The organism is Verrucomicrobium sp. BvORR034, assembly GCF_000739635.1.
GTDB lineage: Bacteria > Verrucomicrobiota > Verrucomicrobiia > Verrucomicrobiales > Verrucomicrobiaceae > Verrucomicrobium.
This window is the reverse complement of sequence record NZ_BATQ01000008.1, coordinates 36,032-58,290: the sequence shown is the minus strand read 5'-3', so window position 1 is coordinate 58,290 and position 22,259 is coordinate 36,032. Positions and strand designations below refer to the sequence as shown.

The window sequence follows — 22,259 nt, the reverse complement described above, 5'->3', positions numbered from 1 at the left end:
AGGCATCCCAGCCCTTAGCCGGGGGTTGAGCGTAGCGATACCCCCGGATTGCTCCCCGTTCTCTCACCCCGCGAGGGGTGACAGCAACGTGTCCTTGCGAAGAACTTCGTAAGCATCCGATCCGCGCTATCTCGTCAGCCGTCTCCAGACCCGACGCCAAAGGCGTCATACAACCAAGCCCAGGGTCAGGCGAGGCACGAGCCGCCACCCTGGGTACGCTTGCCAAGAAGCTGGGAACTCCGAAGCGAGTTCTACAAACCGTCGCCCTCTCTCATCACTCCCACCCCACTGCATTTCGCGCTGGCATTCCCCTTACGGCACTGGCATGCTTTTTCTCCACGCCATGCCCCCTAAATCCCTCCTCTCCCTGGTTGGCTGCGCCTGCGTCCTGGCCAGTCCCTTGCTTCCACCTGCCGTTGCGGCAGAGCCGTCTTCGCAGCCTGCTATAACTCCTCCTCCAGCGGCCCCGCCATCCGCAGACGCCTCAGGCCCCCGCTCCACCGAGATGCCCCTCCCTGGCGGCGGAAAGGTGGTTCTGAGTGCAAGGGAGCATTTCGGAGGCTTTCGGGGCGAACTCATCTATCATTCCCCTGAGGGCAAAACGATCCGGCTTTGGGACAATCCACCGCGATACAGCGGGAACTATGCGAGCCCACTCCCTGGCCACCTCATCACCGTAAACCGCGTAGGCGATCAGGTTCTGGCCCTGCTTGAGCAAGAGCACTCGCATCATCTCCTCCTTGCGTGGAAGCCCGGTGCATCCACTCCAACTAACGTCGTCATCGTATCAGCCCTGCTGCATCAGGTCACACACGCCAGGGATCGCAAGATCACCCTCAAGTCGGCCCGGGAACTGGAGCTGACCTATTCCTCCTCGCAGCCTCCGCTGTTGGTAACGGTGAGCAAGGAGGAGACCCACACCTTGAAAGCCTCCCGGGAGCCGGGCGGTTCGGCGATCGACGTGACTCATCTTGGCTTGCCCCTGGATGGAACGAAACCCGCACTACCGTCTCCTGGCTATGATCTGAAAGTCTCCAAGTACTGTCGGCTGAACAATGGCTTGATTTACATCATCAACGCCCCCACTCAACCAGGAGAGCCCGAGGAGCCGCTGGTCTGGCTACCCGATGGCGGCCACCCAGAAGTGCTCCAACGCGGTTCTAGCATGGATCTCTTGACGACGTGGCAAACGCCTTCTGTCGGCTTTGCGACGGATCGCCAGGTCGCCCTCCTGCGGCGCGACGAACGAGGAACGCTCTACTACCAGAGTTTCACGAAAACTCAGGAAGAGTGGCACCAAACCGCCTGTACCCCTTTTGCCACCTCTCCCTTATACTCCACGCTCCTTGGCATTGCCGTGGGCTCCTCCTCCACCTATGAACCTTGGGAAACCCGGTTCACGGGCATCCGGAGTTTCTCCCGCATCAAAGGGAACGAGCATGGAGGCCAGCCGCCAGATCGGTTCGAGGTATTGGACCAAGCCTCCCCTGCTGGCGAACAGGTCCCGTTGATCACCTCCGCCGGTGAGCTGATCCCCCATCATTTGCAGAACTGGGGTCCCATTCCCCTGACCGTCGAGCAACTCAGAACATCGGGCATCAACGCCTATCCCTACATCGACTCCCTTCCCCTCGGCACCTCGGAGGTCCGCATTGTCCGTGCCCCGAAAAACGGGGACACCGTGGCCAGGTTGATCCTGCATCCGGGAAGTCCGCGAGTCGTCGCTCTTACAGGGAAAGACGATGTCCTCGGCCAAGGACCCTGGCGTTTTCTCACAGGAAGGTCCGATCACCTGTCCGCAGAGTTCGTGGTGATCGGTCCTGGCGGACAACCCGAGTACTGGCGTTTTGCACCATCGCCCTCAGTCCGGGGCTGGCCATTGACAGATGAAGCGAAATTGGATGACCTCAACGTCGCCCAACTGCTGCAGGCGAAGTTCACCTCTGAACGCAAGCTCGATTGCCTCTGGGAGGACGGCTCTCGGGCGCGGTATGAGTTCCCCGGGAGAACTGATGTTGGCAACACTTCACCAACGCTGCGGACAGCCGTGCGATCCGACTTGTAGGGGTGCCAGTTCCTCGCCCATCAAAAATCCTTCAGCCGTTCCTTCTCCTTCTCTGCCTTCTCTGTTTTTAACCGCAGCTCCTCTGCCTTGGTGGTAAAGTTGAGTACGGAGTGGTTGGAGCTCAGACGTGCGACTTTTGCGGGAGGGGTCGTCGTTTCCCAGACAGATTCCGGCGCACTGGGAGGCACAAGCTCCCAAATTTGCCCGCCTTCATTGGCAGCTCTCAGGATGCCAATTTCGATGTTGGTGAATGGCGTGGCCGACCCAGCTGACGGTCTCGCCGAGTTGCGATAGGTGATGGAGACACACTTGTCCTCTCGGAACCTCGCGATGATCGTCACCCCGTTTTTCAAATGAGAGAACGTGCCATCTTCGCGGCCGGATTCGGTCGGCGTTCCGTAGCGCTTCTCGCATTCAGCCTTCGTTTCCCCCAGGCGGGCCTGGGAGGGGAGGACTGTCAGTTGAACCAGCAGCAAACTAAAAAGGAGTTTTTTCATCACAACGAGTGGAAGACCTGCATACGCTACTGGATCTCGCTCTTGACGAGCAATCATTTTGTCGATTGCGTCATTTTTGCAGGCAATGTTAGCTGAGGTTTTCCGTCACAATCTGGTCTCAACCCAAATGCATCCAGCATGACTCACACCCACAAGTTCCTTTCCCCTCTCTTCGGGCTCGCCCTGACAACCACCGCGCTTCTGACCCCGGCCGCCACCCAGGCTGGCCTGATCATGGAACAGACCATGGAGGGCTCGGAGGCGCCGAGCCAGACGACGATGCGCATTCAGAATGGGATGATCCGGACGGATATCAGTGAGGAGCTTTCCACGATTGCGGACACAAAGGCGGGAGAGGTGATGACCATCATCCACCCGGCCAAGATGGTGTCGGTGATCAGCCAGCCCAAGGGCGAAGCGGCGCCGAAGATTCCGAACCTGCCCACCCCCAAGTACAAGGTGCTCGGCATGACCGAGAAGGTGAACGGCTACGAATGCAACGTCGTGAGCATGGAGATGGGGGAGATGAAATCCACGTTCTGGGTGGCCAAGTCGTATCCCGACTATGACAAGATCAAGGCCGAGATGGCCACGATCAAGCCGGCCAGTGGTGCGCCCGAGACGCCGAAGGAACTGGACGGGCTGATCCTGAAAACCAGCACCGTGGGCCCGAAGTACCTGGGCATCGTCACGATCAAGTCTGTGAAGATCGAGGAAATACCGGCGGATGTGTTCAAGGCTCCGGCCGGGTACACGGTGAGCCGCCAGTGAGGTGAGGTTGAGGCCTGAAGGGGGCAGGCCTGGTTGACGCGCTCGCATGCAGCCAGTGTAGAAGAACCGTCTCGGTTCTTGCCCCCGCCTCACCCAGCGCTCCCAAGAGCCGGGACGGCTCTTCTACCTTGCCCGGGGCGTCCTCACTTGGTCTGGCAGCCCCAAGGAGCGGCGGTTTGTGCTTGCACAACCGCCGAGGGAAAGCGGAGTGAGCGATCCTCAACGGCCCTTCGCCGTATGCGACCCCATCGCTGCGGTCTGACTTGAGGGTGACATTCCTCCGGCCACCTCCGGCGGTTGTGCTTGAAGCACAAACCGCCGCTCCTTGGGGTCGCACAGACCTTGGGCGATGTAGGAGAAGCAACGCTTCCCATTTGCCTCCGCCCGCCGTTCCGTGTTGAATTCTGCCGTGCCTGCCGCGCCCCCACGGCGCGGCATTTCACGCCAAGCCCCCCTCGACAACTGACTCCCCATGGCCTTGCGAGATCTCTTTCAGCGCCTGTCCCAGGCTCCTACGAACCCCCATACCGCCCCGGTCAGCCGGCAGTTTGATGTGGCTGATCTCTACCGGGGGCCGGTCTCCGACACCGCCGCGACCGGCACAGGTGGAGGGCTGCCGCTGGATGAGAAGCTGCGGCAGGCGTACTTCTGGATCGTCAACACGGCGATCATCAGCCCGCACTATGATGTGGAGTACAACACCGAGCCGCCCCGCTCCTTCCTGCTGGGGGACTCCAAGAGCCGGCTGACGCTCCCTTCCTCGCAGAGCTACTCCAGCTTCGTCCTCCTACCGCTGTTGACCTTCGCCACGCGGCGCAAGTGCCTCTTCATCGGCGGACCGGGCCGGGGCAAGACGGCGAGCGCGCTGCTCATGGGAGTGCTAGGTGGTTACCCGGTGCGGGAGGTCCGACGGGCCATGCTGCACGGACATCCGCAGATGACCATCGCCGATCTGCTGGGCAATCCGCTGCCAGCCGACCTGGTGAATGCCCAGGACATCAAGGACATCCGGATCGCCTGGCGCGGGTGGCTGGACATGCGGGTGAAGATCATCGACGAATACAACCGCATCCCCACCCGCACGCAGAGCGCCCTGCTGACGGTGATGGGCGACAACTACGCGGAGATCATGGACCACATCCATGAGTGCCCGGAAGCGGCGTGGTTCCTGACGGCGAACGACGACCAGGGCGGTGGCACGTACCAGGTCATCGAGGCGCTGCGCGACCGTATCGACGTGGTGGTGCAGGCGCTGGCCTTCAACCCCCGCTTCCTGTCCGATCTGGTGACACGGATCGAGGAAAGGATCCGCCCCGAGGAAGTGGTGCCCAAGCAGATCATCTTCACCGAGACGGAGATCGACCGTCTGCAGGATGAGATCCGTGCCGTGGCGCTGCCTGTACAGGTGCGGCGGCGGCTGGAGTTCTTCACCAGCCAGTTTGAGTTCTGCGAGGTGGCGGGCGAACAGTTCGAGTACAAGACGAAAGACACCGCCCGCCTTGCCGGGGTGGAATGGGCCACGCTCACCGCCCGCGACACGGGGCGTGACAAGATCAAGGACCTGGGCTGCCAGACGCGCAACGGTCTCTCTGTTCGCGCGCTCATGACGATCATCCACTACGCCAAGGCGATCGCCTACTTCCGTGGGAATCCCGAAGTGGAACTGGAGGACCTGCGGCAGATCCTGCCATTTGTGCTGTTCGACAAGCTGGTGCAGGACGTGGATGCGCCGTTCTTCGAAAGCCCGGGCAACACCGCCTTCCGCTCCGACCGCGTGGGCTGGCTGCGCCGGGTGTTTGACCTGAGCTGCGCCGAGTACGACCGCCTGAACCTGGATCGCGACGATCCCGTGGCCCAGCTGGCCAGCGAGTTCCGCGTGGGCCTGGACGGGGTGGGCGAATCCGAAGTGGCCTCCCGCCTGGTGAAGATCGAGCGCCTCATCACCGACTGGGCCCGGGGCAACAAGATGTACGGCCATCTCTACGATGACATGCTGAAGCTGAAGTACCTGCACCAACGGTACACGAACTACCTGCGCTGGTTGAAGAGTCGGTAATTCAGTCATTCGGTAAACCAGTAATTCAGTAGCTCAGTGATTCAGTGAACCGGGATGCGGGCGAGTCGTTGAATCAAAAATCTTCCCTTCCTCTGTGCTCTCTGCGTCTCTGTGGTTAAACAGAATGGACCTCTTTCCCCCATGATCTCCGCCGTTTTCACCGCCATCCTCAAGTCCGGTCGCGAGGAGTTCAACGCCCAGTACGCGCTGGCGAAGAAACAGTTCCCGGCGCTGGAGGCGGAGTCGTTCTCAAACTTCCTGCAGATCACGCTGGATCCGCTGGTGGTGAAGGTGCATTCCACGAACCCGGAGGCAGCGGTGGCCGTGGCGCAGGCGGGCTATGAGGTGGGCCTGGAGCTGGTGGCCCAACGACTGGTGGGAGCCCAGGCCCGGCACCCGTGGATCCAGCGGCTCTGGGAAGAAGGGCTGCCCGTCGCACTGACTCATGTCATGGCCGCGCCTCGTGAGGTTATCGGGGCCCTGAGCAATGCTGCGCATCAACTGGGCACCGTGCCCGGCGCCCGGCCACAGGACTGGCTGGGAATTCTGACCCGTCTCGCCCCCTTGGCAGAATCGCCCGAGACCTTTCTCAAAGCGGGGCAGGTGGCGGCCTGGCGTTGCGGACTGGCTCACTACCGGGAGAGCGCGCTGTCGGTGGCGGACACGTTGCCTCCCGAACTGGCGCTGGCGGCGCTGACCATGCCTGAGACCTCCAACGGCTATCCGGCATCCCACGCGCCGGACATCTCCACCTGGCCAGAGATTCGTCAGCGACTGCAAGACGGGCGCTGGACCCGGGGACTGGGAAACAACGGCAGAGGCCATTCCAACGGGAGGGACCCGAGCACCTCGCGGCTGATACGGCGCACTGGGGCTTTTCGCGGATTCGGCGGCCTGTTTCCTGAACCACCGCGCCTGGTGGTGGCACAGGACCAGCTCTATGTGCGCAGCGGCAATGATGGCTGGCTGCTCACCGCGGATGCCTTTGGCGCGACCTTCCACCGGGCCACTCCGGAGGAGCTGGCCGCCGCCCGCCCGCAGATCCCACAGGTACCGGCCGGCGTGGAAGTGCCCGCGGACATCGGCCCCGTGACCAGTGTGGCCCGGCTGGACCACACCGTGGCCATCACCGGCGCGCTGACCCATGCGGTGCTGCTCTACGCGGTGCCGGGCCATGGAGGAGAAGACGACGCACCATGAAACGCAAGCCGCATCGGTTCGATCCCCAACAGCTGGAGGCCCTGCGCCTCCGGTGGGAGGAACAATGGCCGGCCGCGCTGGAGGCATGGAGCCGCTTCACCCGGTTGAGCCCGCCCCGGCTCTGCGTGACGCCGGACGAGGAGCGCCGCGAGGGGCTCGCGGGCAGCTTCGCGATGATCCGCCTCGCGGATCAGGCGGTGGTGGTGAGCTTGGCAGAGGTGATGGCCTCCGATGTGTCGGACCTGGGGGTCGAAATCCTGGCCCACGAGATCGGCCACCACGTGCTGGCCCCGGCCAACCTCACCGACCACGGCCGCATGCTCTCCCGCATGCGCTGGGGCCTGCCCACCCTGGAGCACCAGGCCCCCATGGTGGCCAATCTGTACACGGATCTCCTCATCAACGACCGCCTGCAACGCAGCGCGGGCCTGCGCATGGACGAGGTTTACCGCCGCATCCGCAAACAGCAGGAGGGCTCCGCCGATGGCGCAGTGTGGAAGCTCTACATGCGGATCTATGAAATACTCTGGCGGCTGGAGCGCGGGTCGCTGGCGGGCACGGTGGATGACCGCAGCGATGGCGATGCCTGGCTGGGGGCGCGGCTCATCCGCGTGTACTCCCGGGACTGGCTGCAGGGCAGCGGCCGCTTTGCCGCCCTGCTCCTGCCGCATCTGCTGGAGGACAAGAAGTCCCAGGAGCTGCTGGCGAAGTTCTTCGACACCAAGGGCGCAGCCGTGGGTGGCGAGATCACCGGCCTCACCGAAATGGAACCGGGCGAAAAGGAGGGTGCAATCCATCCCGCGCTGGATCCGGAGCTGAACGGCGAGTCCATGGGAGCGGACGCAGACACCGAGGTCGCAGGGGACGTCCTGCCCACGATGGTGCCCGCCAACCAGCAGGCGCGGGGTCAGGCACGGCAGCCGTTTGAATATGGTGAAATCCTGCGCGCAGCCGGTGTGCCCATCAGTGATCACGATGCTGCAGTGCGTTATTACCGCGAACAGGCGCTGCCCCACCTCATCCCCTTCCCCACGCGGGAGCTGCCCCGCAGTTCTGATCCCCTGCCGGAGGGGCTGGAGCCCTGGGCACTGGGCGATCCCATGGATGCCCTGGACTGGATGCAAAGTGTGCTGATCAGCCCCAAGGTCATCCCCGGCGTGACCACGGTGCAACGCATCTGGGGCGAGAGCGAGGGGGTGGAACCGCGCAAGGAACCCCTGGATCTGGATATCTATGTGGACAGCTCCGGCTCCATGGCCAATCCACAGATGCTCATCTCCTACCCGGCGCTGGCGGGGGCGATCATCTGCCTCTCCGCCCTGCGCACCGGCGCACGGGTACAGGCCACCCTGTGGAGCTGGAAGCAGCAATACACCACGACCCCGGGCTTTGTGAGGGATGAGGTGTCCATCCTGCGCGTGCTTACCGGCTACTTCGGCGGCGGCACGGCCTTCCCCATCCACCAGCTCCGCGACACCTTTGGCCCACGTCCGCCGGATGCCCGGCCTGCGCACATCCTCATCATCTCAGACGATGGGGTGGACACGCTCTTCCAACAGGATGAAAAGGGCAACTCCGGCTGGGATGTGAGTGCCATGGCGCTGGAGAAGGCGCGCGGCGGCGGCACCATGGTGCTGAACCTGGCCCAGAACTGGGAGCAGCATGCGGGAACCTATGCCTCGTTTGCCGCCATCAAAAGAGCGCGCGATGAACAAGGCTGGAACGTGCACCGGGTGGCCACCTGGGAGGATCTGGTGGCCTTTGCCCGGGCCTTCAGCCGGCAGCACTACGGCCGGGGTCAGCAGGTCACCCGCTCGGTAAAACCTCGAACCTTCACCAGCGGGACCGCCGGCCACGGCGCACCCCGCCCTCCGATCCAATTGTGAACCCGCTGGCGTCAGTTTCACAGGATCCCCTGGTGGTGGTGTGGCGTGTGACTGAGCGCTGCAATCTGCGGTGCCCTTTCTGCGCCTATGACGCCCGGCTGGAGCGCCCCCGGGGTGTGGCGGATCCGGCTGAGATACGCCGTTTTGCCGCCGTGCTGGCCGCCTGGTCCCAAGTCACGGGCCGCCCGGTGCTGCTGAGCTGGCTGGGCGGGGAACCGCTGCTGTGGAAGCCGCTGGAGGCGCTCACCCGCCATTGCCGGGATGATCTGCACCTGCGCCTCAGCACCACGACGAACGGCACCACCTTGCATCGCGCGGAGGTGCAGTCGCACCTTCAGGAATACTATGCGGAGCTGACCGTGAGCGTGGACGGCACTGCGGCGGTGCACGATGCCCTGCGCGGACAATCCGGTCTGCATGACGGTCTGCGGGAGGGCGTGCAGACGCTGGCGCGACAAAAGAACCTGACGGGCCAAGGCCCCCTGCTGCGGGCGAATGTGGTGCTCTTTCGCGAAACAGTGACCGCCTTTCCCGCTCTCTGCCAGAGTCTCGCGGACTGGGGAATCGAGGAAATCACTTGCAACCAGCTCGGCGGCCTGGACCGGCCGGAGTATTACCCCGCCCACCGGCTCCTCCCCGCCCAGGTGGACTGGCTGGCCGACCGCTGGCTTGGCTGGCAACAACGACTGGCTGATCAAGGGGTACACCTGCTGGGTGGGGCCGCCTACCTGCAGCGGCTGGCCATGACCGCCCAGGGCCGCCATCTGTCCGTGGCAGACTGCCACCCGGGGCAGAGCTTCCTTTTCGTGGACGAAGCCGGTCGCATCGCGCCGTGCAGCTACACCCCGGAGGCCTATGGCGTGCCCATCTCAGCATTGCGTACTGTAGGCGATCTGTTGTCCCTGCCGGACCGCTTTCGTCAGCTTCGCAACGGTCATCGTGCCGCCGCGTGCGAGGATTGTCACAGCACCCAAGTGTGTGCGAAGTTCACAACGGCCAAGGTCAAAGTTGGGACTTACGGGTTGTGAGCCAAGCCCGAACCTCCCGCCCCGCATTCCGCATTCCGCATTCATAATTCATAATTCATAATTCATAATTTCTCTCTCCCCCATGACCCACGAAGGCCCTCCACTCGAAACCCTGCTGCACCGGCTCGCGGAGACGCCGGCTGAGTTTCTGGATGAACCGAAGATCGGCTCCAAGGGACGAGTGCATGTGGACTCCGTGGTGGCAGATCTGCTGCGGCTGCATGGTGCCGCCCCCACACCCTCCGAGATGGCGGCCTTCACCGGCAAGGACGCCTCCCGGGACCGCAACCGGCTGGCTGTCACCCTGCTGCTTACCTGGCTGGCAGCGGATGAGTGGTTCATCAAACACCGGTTCAGTGCCGGGACCCTCCTGCCCCTGCTGGAAGGCACGGCCCGTGATCTGGCGGAGCAGACAGTGGCCCATGCATTCCTCACCGATCCGGACCGGAGCGAGGAAATCACCCGCATCACCCTGGCGCGGCTGGACTTCCGCCCAGAGGGCGAGTCACCCGCCCAGGCACAGGACCGCCTCACCAGCCTCAGTGCCACGGAACGGTCCCGCGTCATCGCTGCCGCCCGGGCTGCCGAGTTGAGGGCCCGGGCCATTCGCGAGGCGCTGGCCAAGAAGGCGGCGGAGGAATCGGCCGACAAATACACCCGCGAATAATCTCTCCGCATGGACGCCGATCCCCAGCCCACTGATCTGGACCGCTACCCCACCCTGACACCGGCGGGGCAGCGCCTGCTGAGTTTTCTGAAAGAGCATCCCCATGCTCCCATCTACCGCAATGAAAGCGGCAACCGCCTGCTGCCCGAGGAAGTGGCGCGCGTGCGGGCCTTTGAAAGCGAGGTCGCCGCGGCCGCCATCGACTGGCGCGCTGGGAAACCGCCGCGCTGGCTGGAGGAGTTCACCGCCAGCACCTATGCCGACGTGCCGCACTACCGCAGGCAGGGGGTGCCACCCGTAAGGTTCGAGGACATTCCCTCCGTCTCCCGCGCCGACCTGAGCCGGGACATTGCGGCCTTCGTGCCGGACAGCGTGCCGGTGGAGCGGATGATCAACTTCCGCACCAGCGGCACGAGCGGGCACCCCCTGCTGCTGGCCTCCCACCCCGTGGTGGCGGCCTCGTACCTGGCCTTTCACAAGCGGGCGCTGCGCCGCGTTGGCATCACGCTCCTGGCCGGCGCGGGTGAGGTGGGGGTGGTGCTGATCGGTCACCAGAAGAAGTGCTTCACCTATGTCTCCGTGACGCCCACGATGAATGAGGCGGGGCTGGCCAAGATCAACCTCCACCCGGACGACTGGCGTGATCCTGAAGACCGGGCGAAGTATCTGGATGACCTGAAGGCGGAGGTGTACACAGGAGATCCCATTTCCTTTGCCGAGCTCCTCACCCTGCCGGTGACCTGGCGGCCGCGTGCGCTCCTGAGCACCTCCATGACGCTGCTGCCCGGTCTCCGTCAGCGACTGGAGGCGCGCTTCCAGTGCCCAGTGCTGGATTTGTACTCCATGAACGAGGCAGGACCTATTGCCGTGGCAGATCCCAACTCAGGCGGGCATGTGCTGCTGCAACCGCGCATGTATGTGGAGATCCTGGATGACGAAGACCGCCCCCTGCCCCCAGGCGAACGCGGCGAGGTGACGCTGACGGGCGGCTTCAACTTCTGTCTGCCGCTGCTGAGATATCGCACCGGCGATCACGCGGCGCTGGACTTCCGCGGCCCGGAGCCAGTGCTGGTGGGCTTGCAGGGGCGGCCCCCGGTGAGGTATCGAACCACCTCGGGTTCGTGGATCAACAATATCGAGATCACCCACGCCCTCCGCCCGCTGGCCCTGCCCCAGTGGACGGTGCATCAGGGAACGGACGGAGCCGTGACATTCCGTCATGCCGGCATGGACTCTCTGAACACCCAACTGCGGCAGATCCTGCAATCGATTCTTGGCGACGGCCTGCGGTTGCACATCGAACAACAAGACTTCCTGGATGGCAAGGTCATCCAATACACCTCGGATCTCGCCGATCCCGCTACCTCATGAATCTGGATCTGATCCTGGAAATCGCCGCCAACACCGTCAACGCCCTGTCCATCCTGCTGGCGGGACGCAACAGCGTACACACCTGGTGGACGGGCATCCTGGGCTGCGCGCTGTTTGCCCAGGTGTTCTATGATGCGAGACTGTATGCCGACGTGGCGCTGCAGTTCTTCTTCATCGCCGCCAGTGCCCTGGGCTGGTGGCGATGGCTGCGTGGAGGAAACAAGGGCCTGTCCCCAACCGAGTTGCCGATCCGCCGCACGCCGCCCATGATGGGTCTGGTCCTGGTGATGGCAGCCCTGGCCGTGGCGGGGGCCTACGGGCTCATGCTGCACCATTACACCGATGCCTATGCGCCCTACTGGGACTCCACCGTGCTGACCTTCAGCGTGGTGGCGCAGTTCCTTCTGGTGGGCCGTCGGGTGGAGAACTGGTGGTGCTGGCTGGTGGTGAACACGATCTCCGTACCGCTCTTTGCAAGCCGCGGACTCTATGTGACCGCAGGCCTGTACTTCGCCTTCTGGATCAATGCGGTGATTTCCCTGCGGTACTGGCACCAGTTGCTGCGGACGCAACAAGCCAGCGGGGCGACATCCAATCCGGAGGCCGGTTCTGCCTCTGCTGTCGCATGATCACGCGCCGCTTTCAGCGTGGTCTGGTGGTGGGCAAGCTCTGCCCGCTGCACAAGGGTCATGAGGCTGTGATCCGCCGTGCCCTGGCGGAATGCGAAACCGTGGTGGTACTGAGCTACACCGTACCGGAGTTCCCGGGCTGTGAACCAGAGAAGCGGGCGGTGTGGCTGGAGAGCTTGTTTCCAGAAACCACCCGCATCGTGCTGGGAGCGGACAACCCCTGGGGTCTGGTGCCGCCGCCCAATGACGATCCCGATGAATCGCGGCACCGCCGGTTTGTCGGCCAGGGGTGCCGGGAGGTGCTGCACACTACCGTGGATGCCGTGTTCACAAGCGAAAGCTATGGCGACGGCTTCGCCGCGGAGCTCACGTGTTATTTCCGAGATGAAGTTGATGCCGACCATGCCGAGGTGGTTCACGTGCCCGTGGATCCAGGTCGCAGCATCTTGCCCGTGAGCGGCACCGCCTTGCGGGCAGATCCCCATGGCCTGCGGCAGTGGTTGTCCCCCGTGGTCTATGCCTCCTTTGTGAAACGCATCTGCCTCCTGGGCGGGGAATCCTCCGGCAAAAGCACGCTGGCCACCGCGCTGGCGCAGAAATATGACACGCTGCATGTCACGGAGTACGGCCGCGAGCTCTGGGTGGACCAGGGCGGGCACCTGTCGTATGAGGATCTGTTGCATATCGGAGTGGTGCAGGTGGCCCGGGAAGCAGAGGCCGCCGGCAGGGCAAACCGTTATTTGTTCTGCGACACCTCACCGTTGACCACCTTGTTTTACTGCCTGGAAGATCACGGCCGTGCCGAACCAGAGCTGCGGACTCTGGCGAAGCGGAAGTACGACTTGTACGTGCTCTGTGCCCCGGACATCCCCTTTGACCAGGATGGGACACGGCGGGACACGGCGTTTCGGCAACAACAGCATGATTGGTACGAGGAACAACTTACCGCCATGGGCGCGACATGGGTGGAGGTGCGGGGAGATGTGCAGGAGCGGATGGAGCAGGTAGATGCGTGCCTGCGCCAAGCAAGGTAGTCACAGTCCCGCATACGAGACTAGCACTACTTTCAGCTGCCACCCGCCGCGTAGTCCGGTTGTGCCAACCGGCTTTGGAAGCGGAGGAGGCCGCCGCGTTGGGCTCTTGATCGCAATGAGGTCTGCTGCGTCAGGACCGCACGTCCGACCGGGATAGGAATGCCCCTCCCTCCTTTTACGTACCGCAGGCCTGGAAGCTGAAAGGAGGCGGGGGTTCCCAGCCCCGCGTGGGAGCGAAGGGTTGGCCCGTCAGCTTCATGCTTGTCCAGTTTCCGCATTGGACTCAGTGCGCATTTCCCTCCGACCTCCTGAACGGCTGGGACAGCCGAACGACGATGTCAAAGCGGCCGCATCCTCCTATATAACACGTTGATGCCGAGCTCATCGATGGACTCCGACCTCCGGGGAGACTGATCAGAAACCTACAGAGGATCTGCCGCCCTTTTCTCCATCCGCGATCCATGGCCAGACGTAATCCGTCACAAACCACGGAAAACCCAAATGCAAGGAGTATGAAGACGAGCCCAATCCTCCGCCCCCTGCTCGGCATGGCTGTGGCCAGTGCCGCGATTCTCTGCACCGCTGGTCCTCTGCGGGCCGGGCTGGTGCTTGAGCAGACGGTGGAGGGATCTGAAGCCCGCAATGAGACGGTGATGCGCATCCAGGGCGGCATGGTCCGCGCTGACATCTGCGAAGAGCTGAGCACAATTGCCAACACCAAGGACCGGGAAGTGATGACGGTCATGCACCCGGCACGCGAGGTGACCGTCATGCGCCAGCCCGCAGCGGCGGCTGACAACACCACCACACCGCCGATGGTCCCAAAGTACACCGTCACCGGGCTGACCGAGAAGGTCAATGGCTACGACTGCGTCGTGGTCACCATGGAAGTGCTCGGCATGAAGTCCACCTTCTGGGTGGCCAAGTCCTACCCGGACTACGACCGCATCAAGGCCGAGCTGGCCACCGTGAAATCTGCAAGCGACACCACCGCCCTGCCGCCGGAAATGGATGGCATGATCCTGAAAAGCTGCACCGGCAGTGAAAGCTTCCCCTGCATCACCACCGTGAAATCGGTGCGGTTCGAGGAGATTCCCGACTCCGCCTTCCGGGCACCTGCAGGCTACACGATCACCCGGGCCGCGGACTGATGTGCCGGGGAAACGGCGGCCCAGCGTCAGGGTTCGCGGAACGAACTCGCCCGCAGGCGCACCGTTTCCCGCTCCGGTTGGGCTTTGAAGAAGAACCCGCCCTTCCTCTCTGAGTGGGCGGGCAGGAAGTCCAGCGTGGCACTGGCCGTCTCAGTCTCACCCCCTGACGCAGGCAGCTCCCCTTCCACTACCACTTCAGCGGCGGTCTCGCCACCGTCATTGCGAGCGCGGAACTTCAGCAGGTGGCCGTCCCCGCTGCGGGTGATGGAGTCCACCTCGACCGTAATGCGGGGTGGCGATTGATCTCCGGCCACCGCATCCCACACCATAAGCCCCAGGACAGCGGTGAAGACAAGGAGCCCCATGCCGGCGACGATCCACTCAGCGGGCGGGATGGGCGACGAAGTTTTGGCATTCATGGATTCGGATTGAGCTTGGGATGATGGGGTGGCGGCAAGATGAACCCGTCAAATAATGAGCCGGGAGGCACCTGCTCCAATGGCGGCAGGGAAGCCCAGTACAATGACACTGCCCATCAATGTGGCAGGGCCACAGGAGTCGGTGCGCTCAAACGCCCACAAGATGAGGGCACTGATGAGCAGGGCGATGACATACCCGGGAATGGTGATGCGCAGGAACACGCTCCAGAACGGCGTGCCGGAGGGTACATAGGCTTTCCCAGAAGACTCCACGGCATGCACGAACGCGTGCATCACCACCAGGGAAAGGAAGATCAATCCTAGCACGTGAGTCGGGGTCATCATGTAAGCAATGAGCATCATCTCATCCGTGGGGGCCATGCTCAGGGCCAGGAAGATCGCCCCCACCATCATGAGGAAGAGCTCGCCCTGATATTTCCTGAATCTTTTTTGATCCGCCTCCCGCTCCTCCGGGGAGGCGAACTGTCCGGTGGCGAGGAGGGCGCCGATGCTGGCGGGGAGGGTCTGCAGGCCGATCTTCCCGATGACCTCGCTGGCCGCCATGCCGGGCTCAATGAGCCCGAAGAGCAGCAGGATCACCCCGCTGGAGACAAAACCCACGGCGCAGGCCACAAAGGTGTCCACCACATCATCCACCCAGCCGAAAGTGGGCTCGAAACCCGAGTAGTGCGACAGTCCCACCAGCAGTGGGAGGGACAGAATGAAGAGGAGAGCCATGCGCCCACGATCTGCGTGAAAGCCCAGCCACCACATCTCCATGGTCATGAGCAGAGGCAGTCCAAACACGATCGCCCCCGCAAAGGCCCGGGCCAGTGCACGGAGAAAATGGCGGCTTGTACCACGGGGGGCGGGCTTGTGCGTTGCACTGGCACGACGGCTCATAAGTGTTTTGGGGCCGCGGCGGACCATTTCTCCTGTTCACCTACACATCGCGGACAAGCTCCAGCATGGATGCAGGCTGGCGCAAAACACCCTTGTCACCTCCGCACCGTTGTGGTGGACCTGGTTCATCCATGGAACCCAGCGAAGAACAGGATCGCATCCGGCGCTCCGCGGAGTGCTTCAATCTCACGTGGGACCTGCTGGTCAAACCGGAACGCAGCAAGGAGGAGGACGCCGAGATGGTCCGTCTGGCCCAGGAGTCGCTGGAACACTGGGTCCAGCGTGCGGACGTGACGGATCGCAACCGTTCCATCGGCCACTGGCTGGTCTCACGGGCCTGCGCGGTGGCCGGCCGGCATGCCGAGGCTTGGGAACACGGTCTCCAGGCCCTGGAGTTCGCCAGGGAGGACACTCCCTTCTACCTCGGCTACGCCCACGAGGCCCTGGCCCGTGCCGCGAAAGGCCTGAGACGACAACAGGCCTTGGAGGAGCATTTAAGGGAAGCCCGGGCTCTCGCGTCCCAGGTGCAGGACGCGGAGCAGCGGCTCATGTTGCGGGGCGATCTTGAGTGGTAAGTGGCAGGATGGTTAGAGGTAAGTTGTGGGATCCGAACCCGGAGGGTTCAACATGAATAGCCACAGGTCGACCGAGTGTAGCGAGGGTTACCTGTGGTTGCAAAGGTTCACATTCTACCGCGGAGCGGTAGGGTATGACGAACCCTCCGGGTTCATGAGATAACGCGCCACTTCAAACTTCAAACTTCAAACTTCAAACTTCAAACTTCAAACTTCAAACTTCAAACTTCAAACTTCAAACTTCAAACTTCAAACTTCAAACTTCAAACTTCAAACTTCAAACTTCAAACTTCAAACTTCAAACTTCAAACTTCAAACTTCAAACCAACCTACCAAACCTGCCAGGCCCGCAACTCAGAGTCGCTCCTGGCGAACACGCGGTTCCCGGCAAAGGCGGGATGCGCCCAGGTCTTGCCGATGATCTGATGACGGGCGAGTTCCTCCATCTTCTCGGGGGTGAAGCGGGCGTAGAAGAGCTCGCCGCTGGCATTGAGGCCGCAGGCGAGGTTTTGTTTTTCGTCCAGCCAGACGAGGCTGATCTGGGGGTTGCGGTCTTTGGGCGTCAGCTGATGACCGTCCTTCCACTGCACCTTGCCATCCTGGAGGCGGAAGCAAATGACGCCCTCCGCCTTGGTCAGGAGATACACGTATCCGTCCTTGTAGAGGGGCTGACTCATGAGGCCGCACAGAGTTTTTTCCTCGCTCCAGGCGAGGTTCACCTCTTTGACGTCCTTCTCCCCCAGACGCAGGGCGCGGGAGCCGTGCCAGTAGCCGGACACGAAGAGCAGCCCCTCATGGTACAAGGGCTGGGCGATGGAGACGCCGTAGGTGATCTCATAGGGGAAGCGCCAGTGCTCCGCCCCTGAGTCCGGGTTCAGGCTGGTGATATGCTTGGGCCCCCACTGGATGAGCTGCGGACCCGTGGGCGATTGGATCACCATGGGAGTGCAGTAACCGGCGGGATCGCTGCCACCGCGCCAGCGCTCGCGCCCGCTGTGGCGGTCCAGGGCCACGACACTGCCACTCGGTTGGGCGCCGCAGTGCAGCAGCACGGTGTCTTTCCAGAGGAAGGGGGGAGGCCGCAAAAACCCCCAGGTGGGAATGACGCCCCCGTGGTCCTTCACCAGATCCACCTGCCAGTGCACCTTGCCGGTGATCGCATCCAGGCACACGGCCACTCCTCGGGCACCCAGGGTATAGGCGCGTCCTTCGTGCACCGTCACCGAGGCCCGCGGTCCGTTGCCGTAGTCCATGGAGTCGTAGCTCGTCGGATAGGAGTGTTCCCAGCGCGCCTTGCCGGTCGCCCCGTCAAAGCAGAGAATGCGCTCCACCTCCGCCTTGCCGGAGCCGGACTGGCGGTCCATCACGTACACATTCCCCTGGGCCACGGTCACACCGCCGTAGCCGCCGCCCAGCGTTGCCTTCCAGAGCAGCCGGGGCTCAGACTCCGCCAGATCTACAGGACGTCCTGCCGGATTCCATGTGCCATTGCCTTCCGGTCCACGGAAGCGGGGCCACTCCTCCGTGCCACTGGCCCTGACGGGGTGAATGGCAGCGACGCAAAGGTTCACCGCCGCCACCAGGGCCAGCAGTGACAGCGAACGAGAAGCAGGAGTGAACCGGTGGTGCATTGGGGGGGAGAAGCCAGAGGTTGCAGACGACCGGACGGAGTCAGCGCCCGCCGGCCAGGGAGTCATCACCGCCAAGACGGCAAATCTTTCATCCTGATGCCTGCGGGCACCGCTGGGTCGTGCAGCGGCAGATGCCGCTGACCCTGTCAATTCACCGGCCCGGAACAGGATGGTGATTGTTAAAAAGACGGAAAAACCAAGTTGCCTACGCACACAGGGTCACGCTAGAAGGGGCACCATGGAATTTACCCCCTTCCTACTGACGGAGACTTTTGAGACTGCGGAAAAGGCAGGTGCCATCGCCGGTTCTGTGTTTGCGGCACTCGGGACGGCGTTCGGCGTGATCCGGTGCACCCAGATCATGCGCCGCCCCACCACCAGCACGCTGTGCGTCACCGCGCTCCTGCTCGTCATGATCGCCTGGGCGCTCTCGTCTGGCATCCGGTTTGTCACTCTGCTGACAGGCATCAGGAACGATGTGCTGCAGATGATCGTCAGCTTCACGGTGGCGGTGATCATGATCGGCGGCCTGGCGGTCGGGATCGTTGGCCTCTGCCTCTATGATTCCAGCCGCTACCGGCAAGGGCGGGCCCAGGCGATCTGGGCCATTGTCCTGTCCACCGTGATCGTCCTGAGCATAGGCGTCACCACGGCCATCAACGTTGCGAAACAGATTCAAGACCGTGACGGGGACTCACCCTCGGGCATTGCCACAGGAGGCCCCCGCGAGATAAAAAACGAGCAGTTCAACTTTTCCGTCACCGCTGACGAATCCTGGTGGGAAATCCCGAATCCCAAGCAACTCAACAAGCTGTCCTGCATGGCCCTCCGGCTCAAAAATTCGGAGGTCTTCATGATCGTGATCGCGGAAGAAACAGGTATGGGGCTCACCCTGGAGGATCTGAGCGAGACGGTGAAGATCGGGGCCCTTTCCGGTGCCAAGAACTCAACGCAAACTCAGGAGAAAGTTCAGCTGAACGGGCTGGAGTTTGCACGGATTCAAACCGTCAGCAGGCCCGAGGGAGTACAGATGAATCTGTACTACGACCAATGGGTGGCCGTGCATGGCGGCCGCTGCTGGCAGGTTCTCTTTTGGGGGATGGACCACCATGAGAAAAAAGTGAAGGCGCAGGCCAGCACGATGATGAGCTCCTTCCGCGTGCTCAACAAAGAACAAATCCTGGGCGAGGCGGCCAAGGACCAGACCAGACCAGAGCTGGGATACGCCACCCACCTGGAGCCCGGCATGTGGAACAAGTGGTCCGTCCCCTCAGAGCTGACGCGTCTTGCCGATTTCTCCGCCCAACGGCATCTGGAGGCGTTTGTGGTGGTGCCCCTGCGGTTTGAGGAAGGGACGGTCAATCTCGATGCCGCGGCCAGAGCCCTGCTCGCCACCATCAATCTGACCTACCCTACGGACAGTGAAAACCAGAACAGCTCGGAGAAGTCGTGGACTCCCCCGGACGCCGGCAGTTCTGCTTCGGGACTGGAGATAAGGCACCAGATGAAACAGGACGATGGTACCGGGTACCGCTACCTGGTTCGAGTAGCCCACTGGCCGACTGGCGCGGTGATGGTCGCTGGCTGGGCCACCGAGGACAAGGGAGACTTCCAGAAGGTGGAGACGGCGGTGTCTGCGGTGGAGCTGCATGAACCGCGGGGGGCCGCCCCAGCTGTGGCCAAAGAAGCCCTGGCCGACTACGGGACCGCCTGCAACCAGATCGGCCTGTACCACTTTACCCGGGAGGAATACCCCGAGTCCGTGCGGTGGTTTAAGAAAGGGTTCGAGCAAACACACACCGACCCCGTGATGTTGGAGAACATGGGGAACGCCCTGGAAAAGGCGAAACAAGCTGCGGAAGCTCTGGAATACTACAAAGCCTATGATGGAAAGTTCACCGACCACCTGCCACTGGAGGTCCGGAGGGCACGGCTCGCCGTCCTGACAGGAAAGACCGAGCAGGCAGAAAAACACTTTCTGGGGCTGCTCAACAAAGGGCTGAAGGATGAAGACGAACTGCTGGCCTGGATCAACCTGCTGATCGAGCAGGAGGACTACAAGACCGCAATCCACTCCGGTGAAGCCTGGCTGGCCCGACGCCCCAGCCTGAACGTGCGACGCTGGCTGGCGCAGACCGTCTTCACCAGTGGCGATCACAAACTGGCCCTGCAGCAGTTTGAGGAAATACTCGCGGCTGATCCTGCCAACAAACGCTCTGCGTACGACCTGGCCGAATACTGCAATGAGGCGGGGGAACACACCCGGGCGGCCGAGGTGGCGGAGAAGGTGCTGAAGGACGAGGCTGGATCCTCCCGCGCCCTCATGGCCCTGGGCTGGAGCCAGATGGGCCGGAAGTGGTACAAGGATGCCAAGCAGACCTTTGAGCGGGCCGCGCAGAAGAACCCCAAAGACAGCGAGGTGCAGAACGCCATCCGCTCCGCCTCCGCGGCGCTCGGCCAGGGCGACAACTCCGACATCAAGCAGATGCTGCCACCGGTGGAGACCCCGCCGGAGGTCCTCTCTGCGCTGGATCAGCTGAAGGTGCCCGACGACTTCGAAGAGGGTCAGTCCACCATCTCCCTGGTACGGACCACCGGGTACCACTACACGAAGGGCAAGCCCGCCCGTCGCACGCTGTACCGGAAGGTGAAGGTCCTGGACAACCAGGGGGCCAAGGATCTCAGCTCGCTGCAGTATTCCTTCAACCCGCTGGCCGAGCGTATTTTCATGAACCGGCTGGAAGTGCGGGACAGTGCCGGCGCACTGGTCTCCCGGGCGACGGTGGATGACGCCTATGTGCGTGACCTTCACGACGGGACGGCCAGTTCCGACCGGGTGTTGCATCTCCAGGTGGAAGGAGTGAAGCCCGGCTGCACCATCGAGTGTGAAATCACCATCGAGGACCTCTCCACCGCCACGCACTTCGAGTTCGCCCGCCGGGTGTTCGCCAGCTCAGCCCCGGTCGCTAGAGAGGCCGTCTTCGTCACGGGTGAGACCCCTGGTGTGAAGTTCCGTTTCGCCCAGGGCGAAAACGTGCAGACCATGAAGGACGACAAGTTCCTGGCGTGGGTCGTGCCGCCCCAAGGCATCACCGAAACGGAGAGCTACTCGCTGTGGGTCGAGCAGCTCTGCCCCATGCTCTGGCTCGGCGGCGAGGAAGGCGACTGGTCCACTGTGGGCAAAGACTACCTCAAGCAGATCCAGGACCGCCTGGAAGTGAGCAAGGAGATCAAAGAACTGGCGGCAAGTCTGGTGGAGGGGATCAAAGATCCCAAGGCCCGGGTGGCGGCCCTGGCACGACATGTCCAGAAAGAGATCGGCTACAAGGCCATCGAGTTCGGTGTGCGGGCCCGGCGGCCCAATACCGGCGCGGACACGCTCCGCTCCCGCTACGGAGACTGCAAGGACCACGCCCTGCTGCTGCATCTGCTCCTAAAAGCGGCCGATGTGCCCAGTCACCTGGCCCTGGTGAACACCGACTGGGAAACAGAGCCCAGCCTGCCTTCGCTGGACCAGTTCAACCACATGGTGGTGCACGTGCCTGCCCTGGGGAAAGACTGGCTGCTGGATCCCACAAACAAGACGCTTAGCCTTTCCAAATACCCGTCCAATGTAGCCATCCACAGTGCCGCCTTGATCCTGGACCCGGCCGGGCCCCGACTGATTGCCAAGCGGGGTTTCGTGCCCGCAGGAAGCTGCGTCGTGGAGAATCGCCGGAACGTCTCCATCAGTGATCGCGACTGGCTGGTGGAGGATCAGTTGGAACTCACCGGCTACTATGCCTCTGCCATCCGGGACGACTTCACCGGCCTGACAACCAAGGAGCAACGTGACAGGATCCAGGCCATCCTCGCACAGTTTGGCCCCATCCAGGTGGAATCGTTCCGCTTTGAGGCGCTAGAGGATCCGGAGATGCCGGCCCGGCTCTTCACCACCTATCGCGTGCGCGATGCCATTTCCATCACGGGAACAGGGCGGCAGGCCACGCTGCCTTCCTGCTGGGAGGACGACTACCTCGCGACGAAGTATGTGAAAGACCGCAAGACCAGGTTCGAATTCCTCTACCCGATGCAGATGAAGTCCCGGCTGACCTGGAAGCTCCCTGCCAAGCTCCGCACAGAGACGATGGCGGCCCTGGCGCAAAAGGGAGACTCCAAATTCACCACCTGGAATCTCGCTTCTGCGGTCGCGGACGACGGCACCGTCACGATGGACTTTGATTTTCAGGCGAGGACGGGAGAATTCCCGGCCTCGGACTACGGCGCATTTCATGACGCCTGGGAGGCCGCACGCCGCTCGTGGAATCCGCCGCTGCAATGGGAGGAGGCCCCGGCCAGCGGGCAGTAAATCCGGCCCGGGAGGGGAATTTGTGCCC

General features: G+C 62.8%; 17 protein-coding genes. 13 read left to right on the top strand and 4 right to left on the bottom strand.

The features are described 5' to 3' along the window. The first annotated feature begins 325 nt into the window (after window positions 1–325). Window positions 326–2,065 carry a hypothetical protein gene (locus BV034_RS01335; RefSeq protein WP_265592505.1) on the top strand — a complete coding sequence of 580 codons (1,740 nt, stop codon included), beginning with the start codon at window positions 326–328 and terminating at the stop codon, window positions 2,063–2,065. 20 nt (window positions 2,066–2,085) lie between these two features. Here the strand turns inward: BV034_RS01335 and BV034_RS01330 are convergent, their stop codons facing one another. After that, window positions 2,086–2,562: a hypothetical protein gene (locus BV034_RS01330; protein ID WP_050023343.1), complete on the bottom strand. Its 477-nt coding sequence runs from the start codon at window positions 2,560–2,562 to the stop codon at window positions 2,086–2,088. Between the two features lie 138 nt (window positions 2,563–2,700). On the opposite strand from BV034_RS01330, the gene BV034_RS01325 reads away from it, so the two are divergent. The 10 genes from BV034_RS01325 to BV034_RS01280 all read left to right on the top strand — a co-directional run bounded on the left by BV034_RS01325 (window position 2,701) and on the right by BV034_RS01280 (window position 14,355). Then, window positions 2,701–3,333 carry a DUF4412 domain-containing protein gene (locus BV034_RS01325; protein ID WP_050023341.1) on the top strand — a complete coding sequence of 211 codons (633 nt, stop codon included), beginning with the start codon at window positions 2,701–2,703 and terminating at the stop codon, window positions 3,331–3,333. Window positions 3,334–3,805: 472 nt separating this feature from the next. Continuing rightward, on the top strand, window positions 3,806–5,389 hold the full coding sequence (locus tag BV034_RS01320; protein WP_050023339.1) for an AAA family ATPase: 1,584 nt from the start codon (window positions 3,806–3,808) through the stop codon (window positions 5,387–5,389). Window positions 5,390–5,530: 141 nt separating this feature from the next. Further along, a complete protein-coding gene (locus BV034_RS01315; protein ID WP_050023337.1) occupies window positions 5,531–6,589 on the top strand; it encodes a hypothetical protein in 1,059 nt (352 codons plus the stop codon). After that, window positions 6,586–8,475 (top strand): hypothetical protein, encoded by a 1,890-nt coding sequence (locus tag BV034_RS01310; RefSeq protein WP_050023335.1) that lies wholly within the window; start codon window positions 6,586–6,588, stop codon window positions 8,473–8,475. Before BV034_RS01315 ends, BV034_RS01310 begins: the two co-directional genes overlap by 4 nt. Then, window positions 8,472–9,503, top strand: coding sequence for a radical SAM protein (locus BV034_RS01305; protein WP_265592504.1), 1,032 nt, complete (start codon window positions 8,472–8,474; stop codon window positions 9,501–9,503). Before BV034_RS01310 ends, BV034_RS01305 begins: the two co-directional genes overlap by 4 nt. 82 nt (window positions 9,504–9,585) lie before the next feature. Continuing rightward, complete coding sequence (locus BV034_RS01300; RefSeq protein ID WP_050023332.1) at window positions 9,586–10,170, top strand: hypothetical protein; 585 nt, start codon at window positions 9,586–9,588, stop codon at window positions 10,168–10,170. Between the two features lie 9 nt (window positions 10,171–10,179). After that, window positions 10,180–11,541, top strand: a complete 1,362-nt coding sequence (locus tag BV034_RS01295) for an AMP-binding protein (protein ID WP_050023330.1) — start codon at window positions 10,180–10,182, stop codon at window positions 11,539–11,541. After that, on the top strand, window positions 11,538–12,170 hold the full coding sequence (gene pnuC, locus BV034_RS01290) for a nicotinamide riboside transporter PnuC (protein ID WP_050023328.1): 633 nt from the start codon (window positions 11,538–11,540) through the stop codon (window positions 12,168–12,170). Before BV034_RS01295 ends, pnuC begins: the two co-directional genes overlap by 4 nt. Further along, the gene (locus tag BV034_RS01285) at window positions 12,167–13,204 is read left to right on the top strand and encodes an AAA family ATPase (protein ID WP_081887501.1); all 1,038 of its coding nucleotides are present in this window, start codon (window positions 12,167–12,169) and stop codon (window positions 13,202–13,204) included. Before pnuC ends, BV034_RS01285 begins: the two co-directional genes overlap by 4 nt. A gap of 512 nt (window positions 13,205–13,716) precedes the next feature. Then, window positions 13,717–14,355: a DUF4412 domain-containing protein gene (locus tag BV034_RS01280; protein WP_050023326.1), complete on the top strand. Its 639-nt coding sequence runs from the start codon at window positions 13,717–13,719 to the stop codon at window positions 14,353–14,355. Between the two features lie 26 nt (window positions 14,356–14,381). Here BV034_RS01280 and BV034_RS01275 read toward each other — a convergent pair whose 3' ends face one another. Together BV034_RS01275 and BV034_RS01270 are read right to left on the bottom strand one after the other, a co-directional pair. Further along, on the bottom strand, window positions 14,382–14,774 hold the full coding sequence (locus tag BV034_RS01275; RefSeq protein WP_050023324.1) for a TIGR02588 family protein: 393 nt from the start codon (window positions 14,772–14,774) through the stop codon (window positions 14,382–14,384). Window positions 14,775–14,822: 48 nt separating this feature from the next. Beyond that, on the bottom strand, window positions 14,823–15,677 hold the full coding sequence (locus BV034_RS01270; RefSeq protein ID WP_050023432.1) for a TIGR02587 family membrane protein: 855 nt from the start codon (window positions 15,675–15,677) through the stop codon (window positions 14,823–14,825). A 131-nt stretch (window positions 15,678–15,808) separates the two neighbouring features. On the opposite strand from BV034_RS01270, the gene BV034_RS01265 reads away from it, so the two are divergent. Next, the gene (locus BV034_RS01265; protein WP_050023321.1) at window positions 15,809–16,252 is read left to right on the top strand and encodes a hypothetical protein; all 444 of its coding nucleotides are present in this window, start codon (window positions 15,809–15,811) and stop codon (window positions 16,250–16,252) included. Window positions 16,253–16,581: 329 nt separating this feature from the next. On the opposite strand, the gene BV034_RS01260 is transcribed toward BV034_RS01265, so the two are convergent. Next, window positions 16,582–17,883: a PQQ-binding-like beta-propeller repeat protein gene (locus BV034_RS01260; protein ID WP_050023319.1), complete on the bottom strand. Its 1,302-nt coding sequence runs from the start codon at window positions 17,881–17,883 to the stop codon at window positions 16,582–16,584. A gap of 238 nt (window positions 17,884–18,121) precedes the next feature. Between BV034_RS01260 and BV034_RS01255 the strand changes: the two genes are divergently transcribed. Further along, complete coding sequence (locus BV034_RS01255; RefSeq protein WP_050023317.1) at window positions 18,122–22,231, top strand: tetratricopeptide repeat protein; 4,110 nt, start codon at window positions 18,122–18,124, stop codon at window positions 22,229–22,231. The last annotated feature ends 28 nt before the right edge of the window (window positions 22,232–22,259 follow it).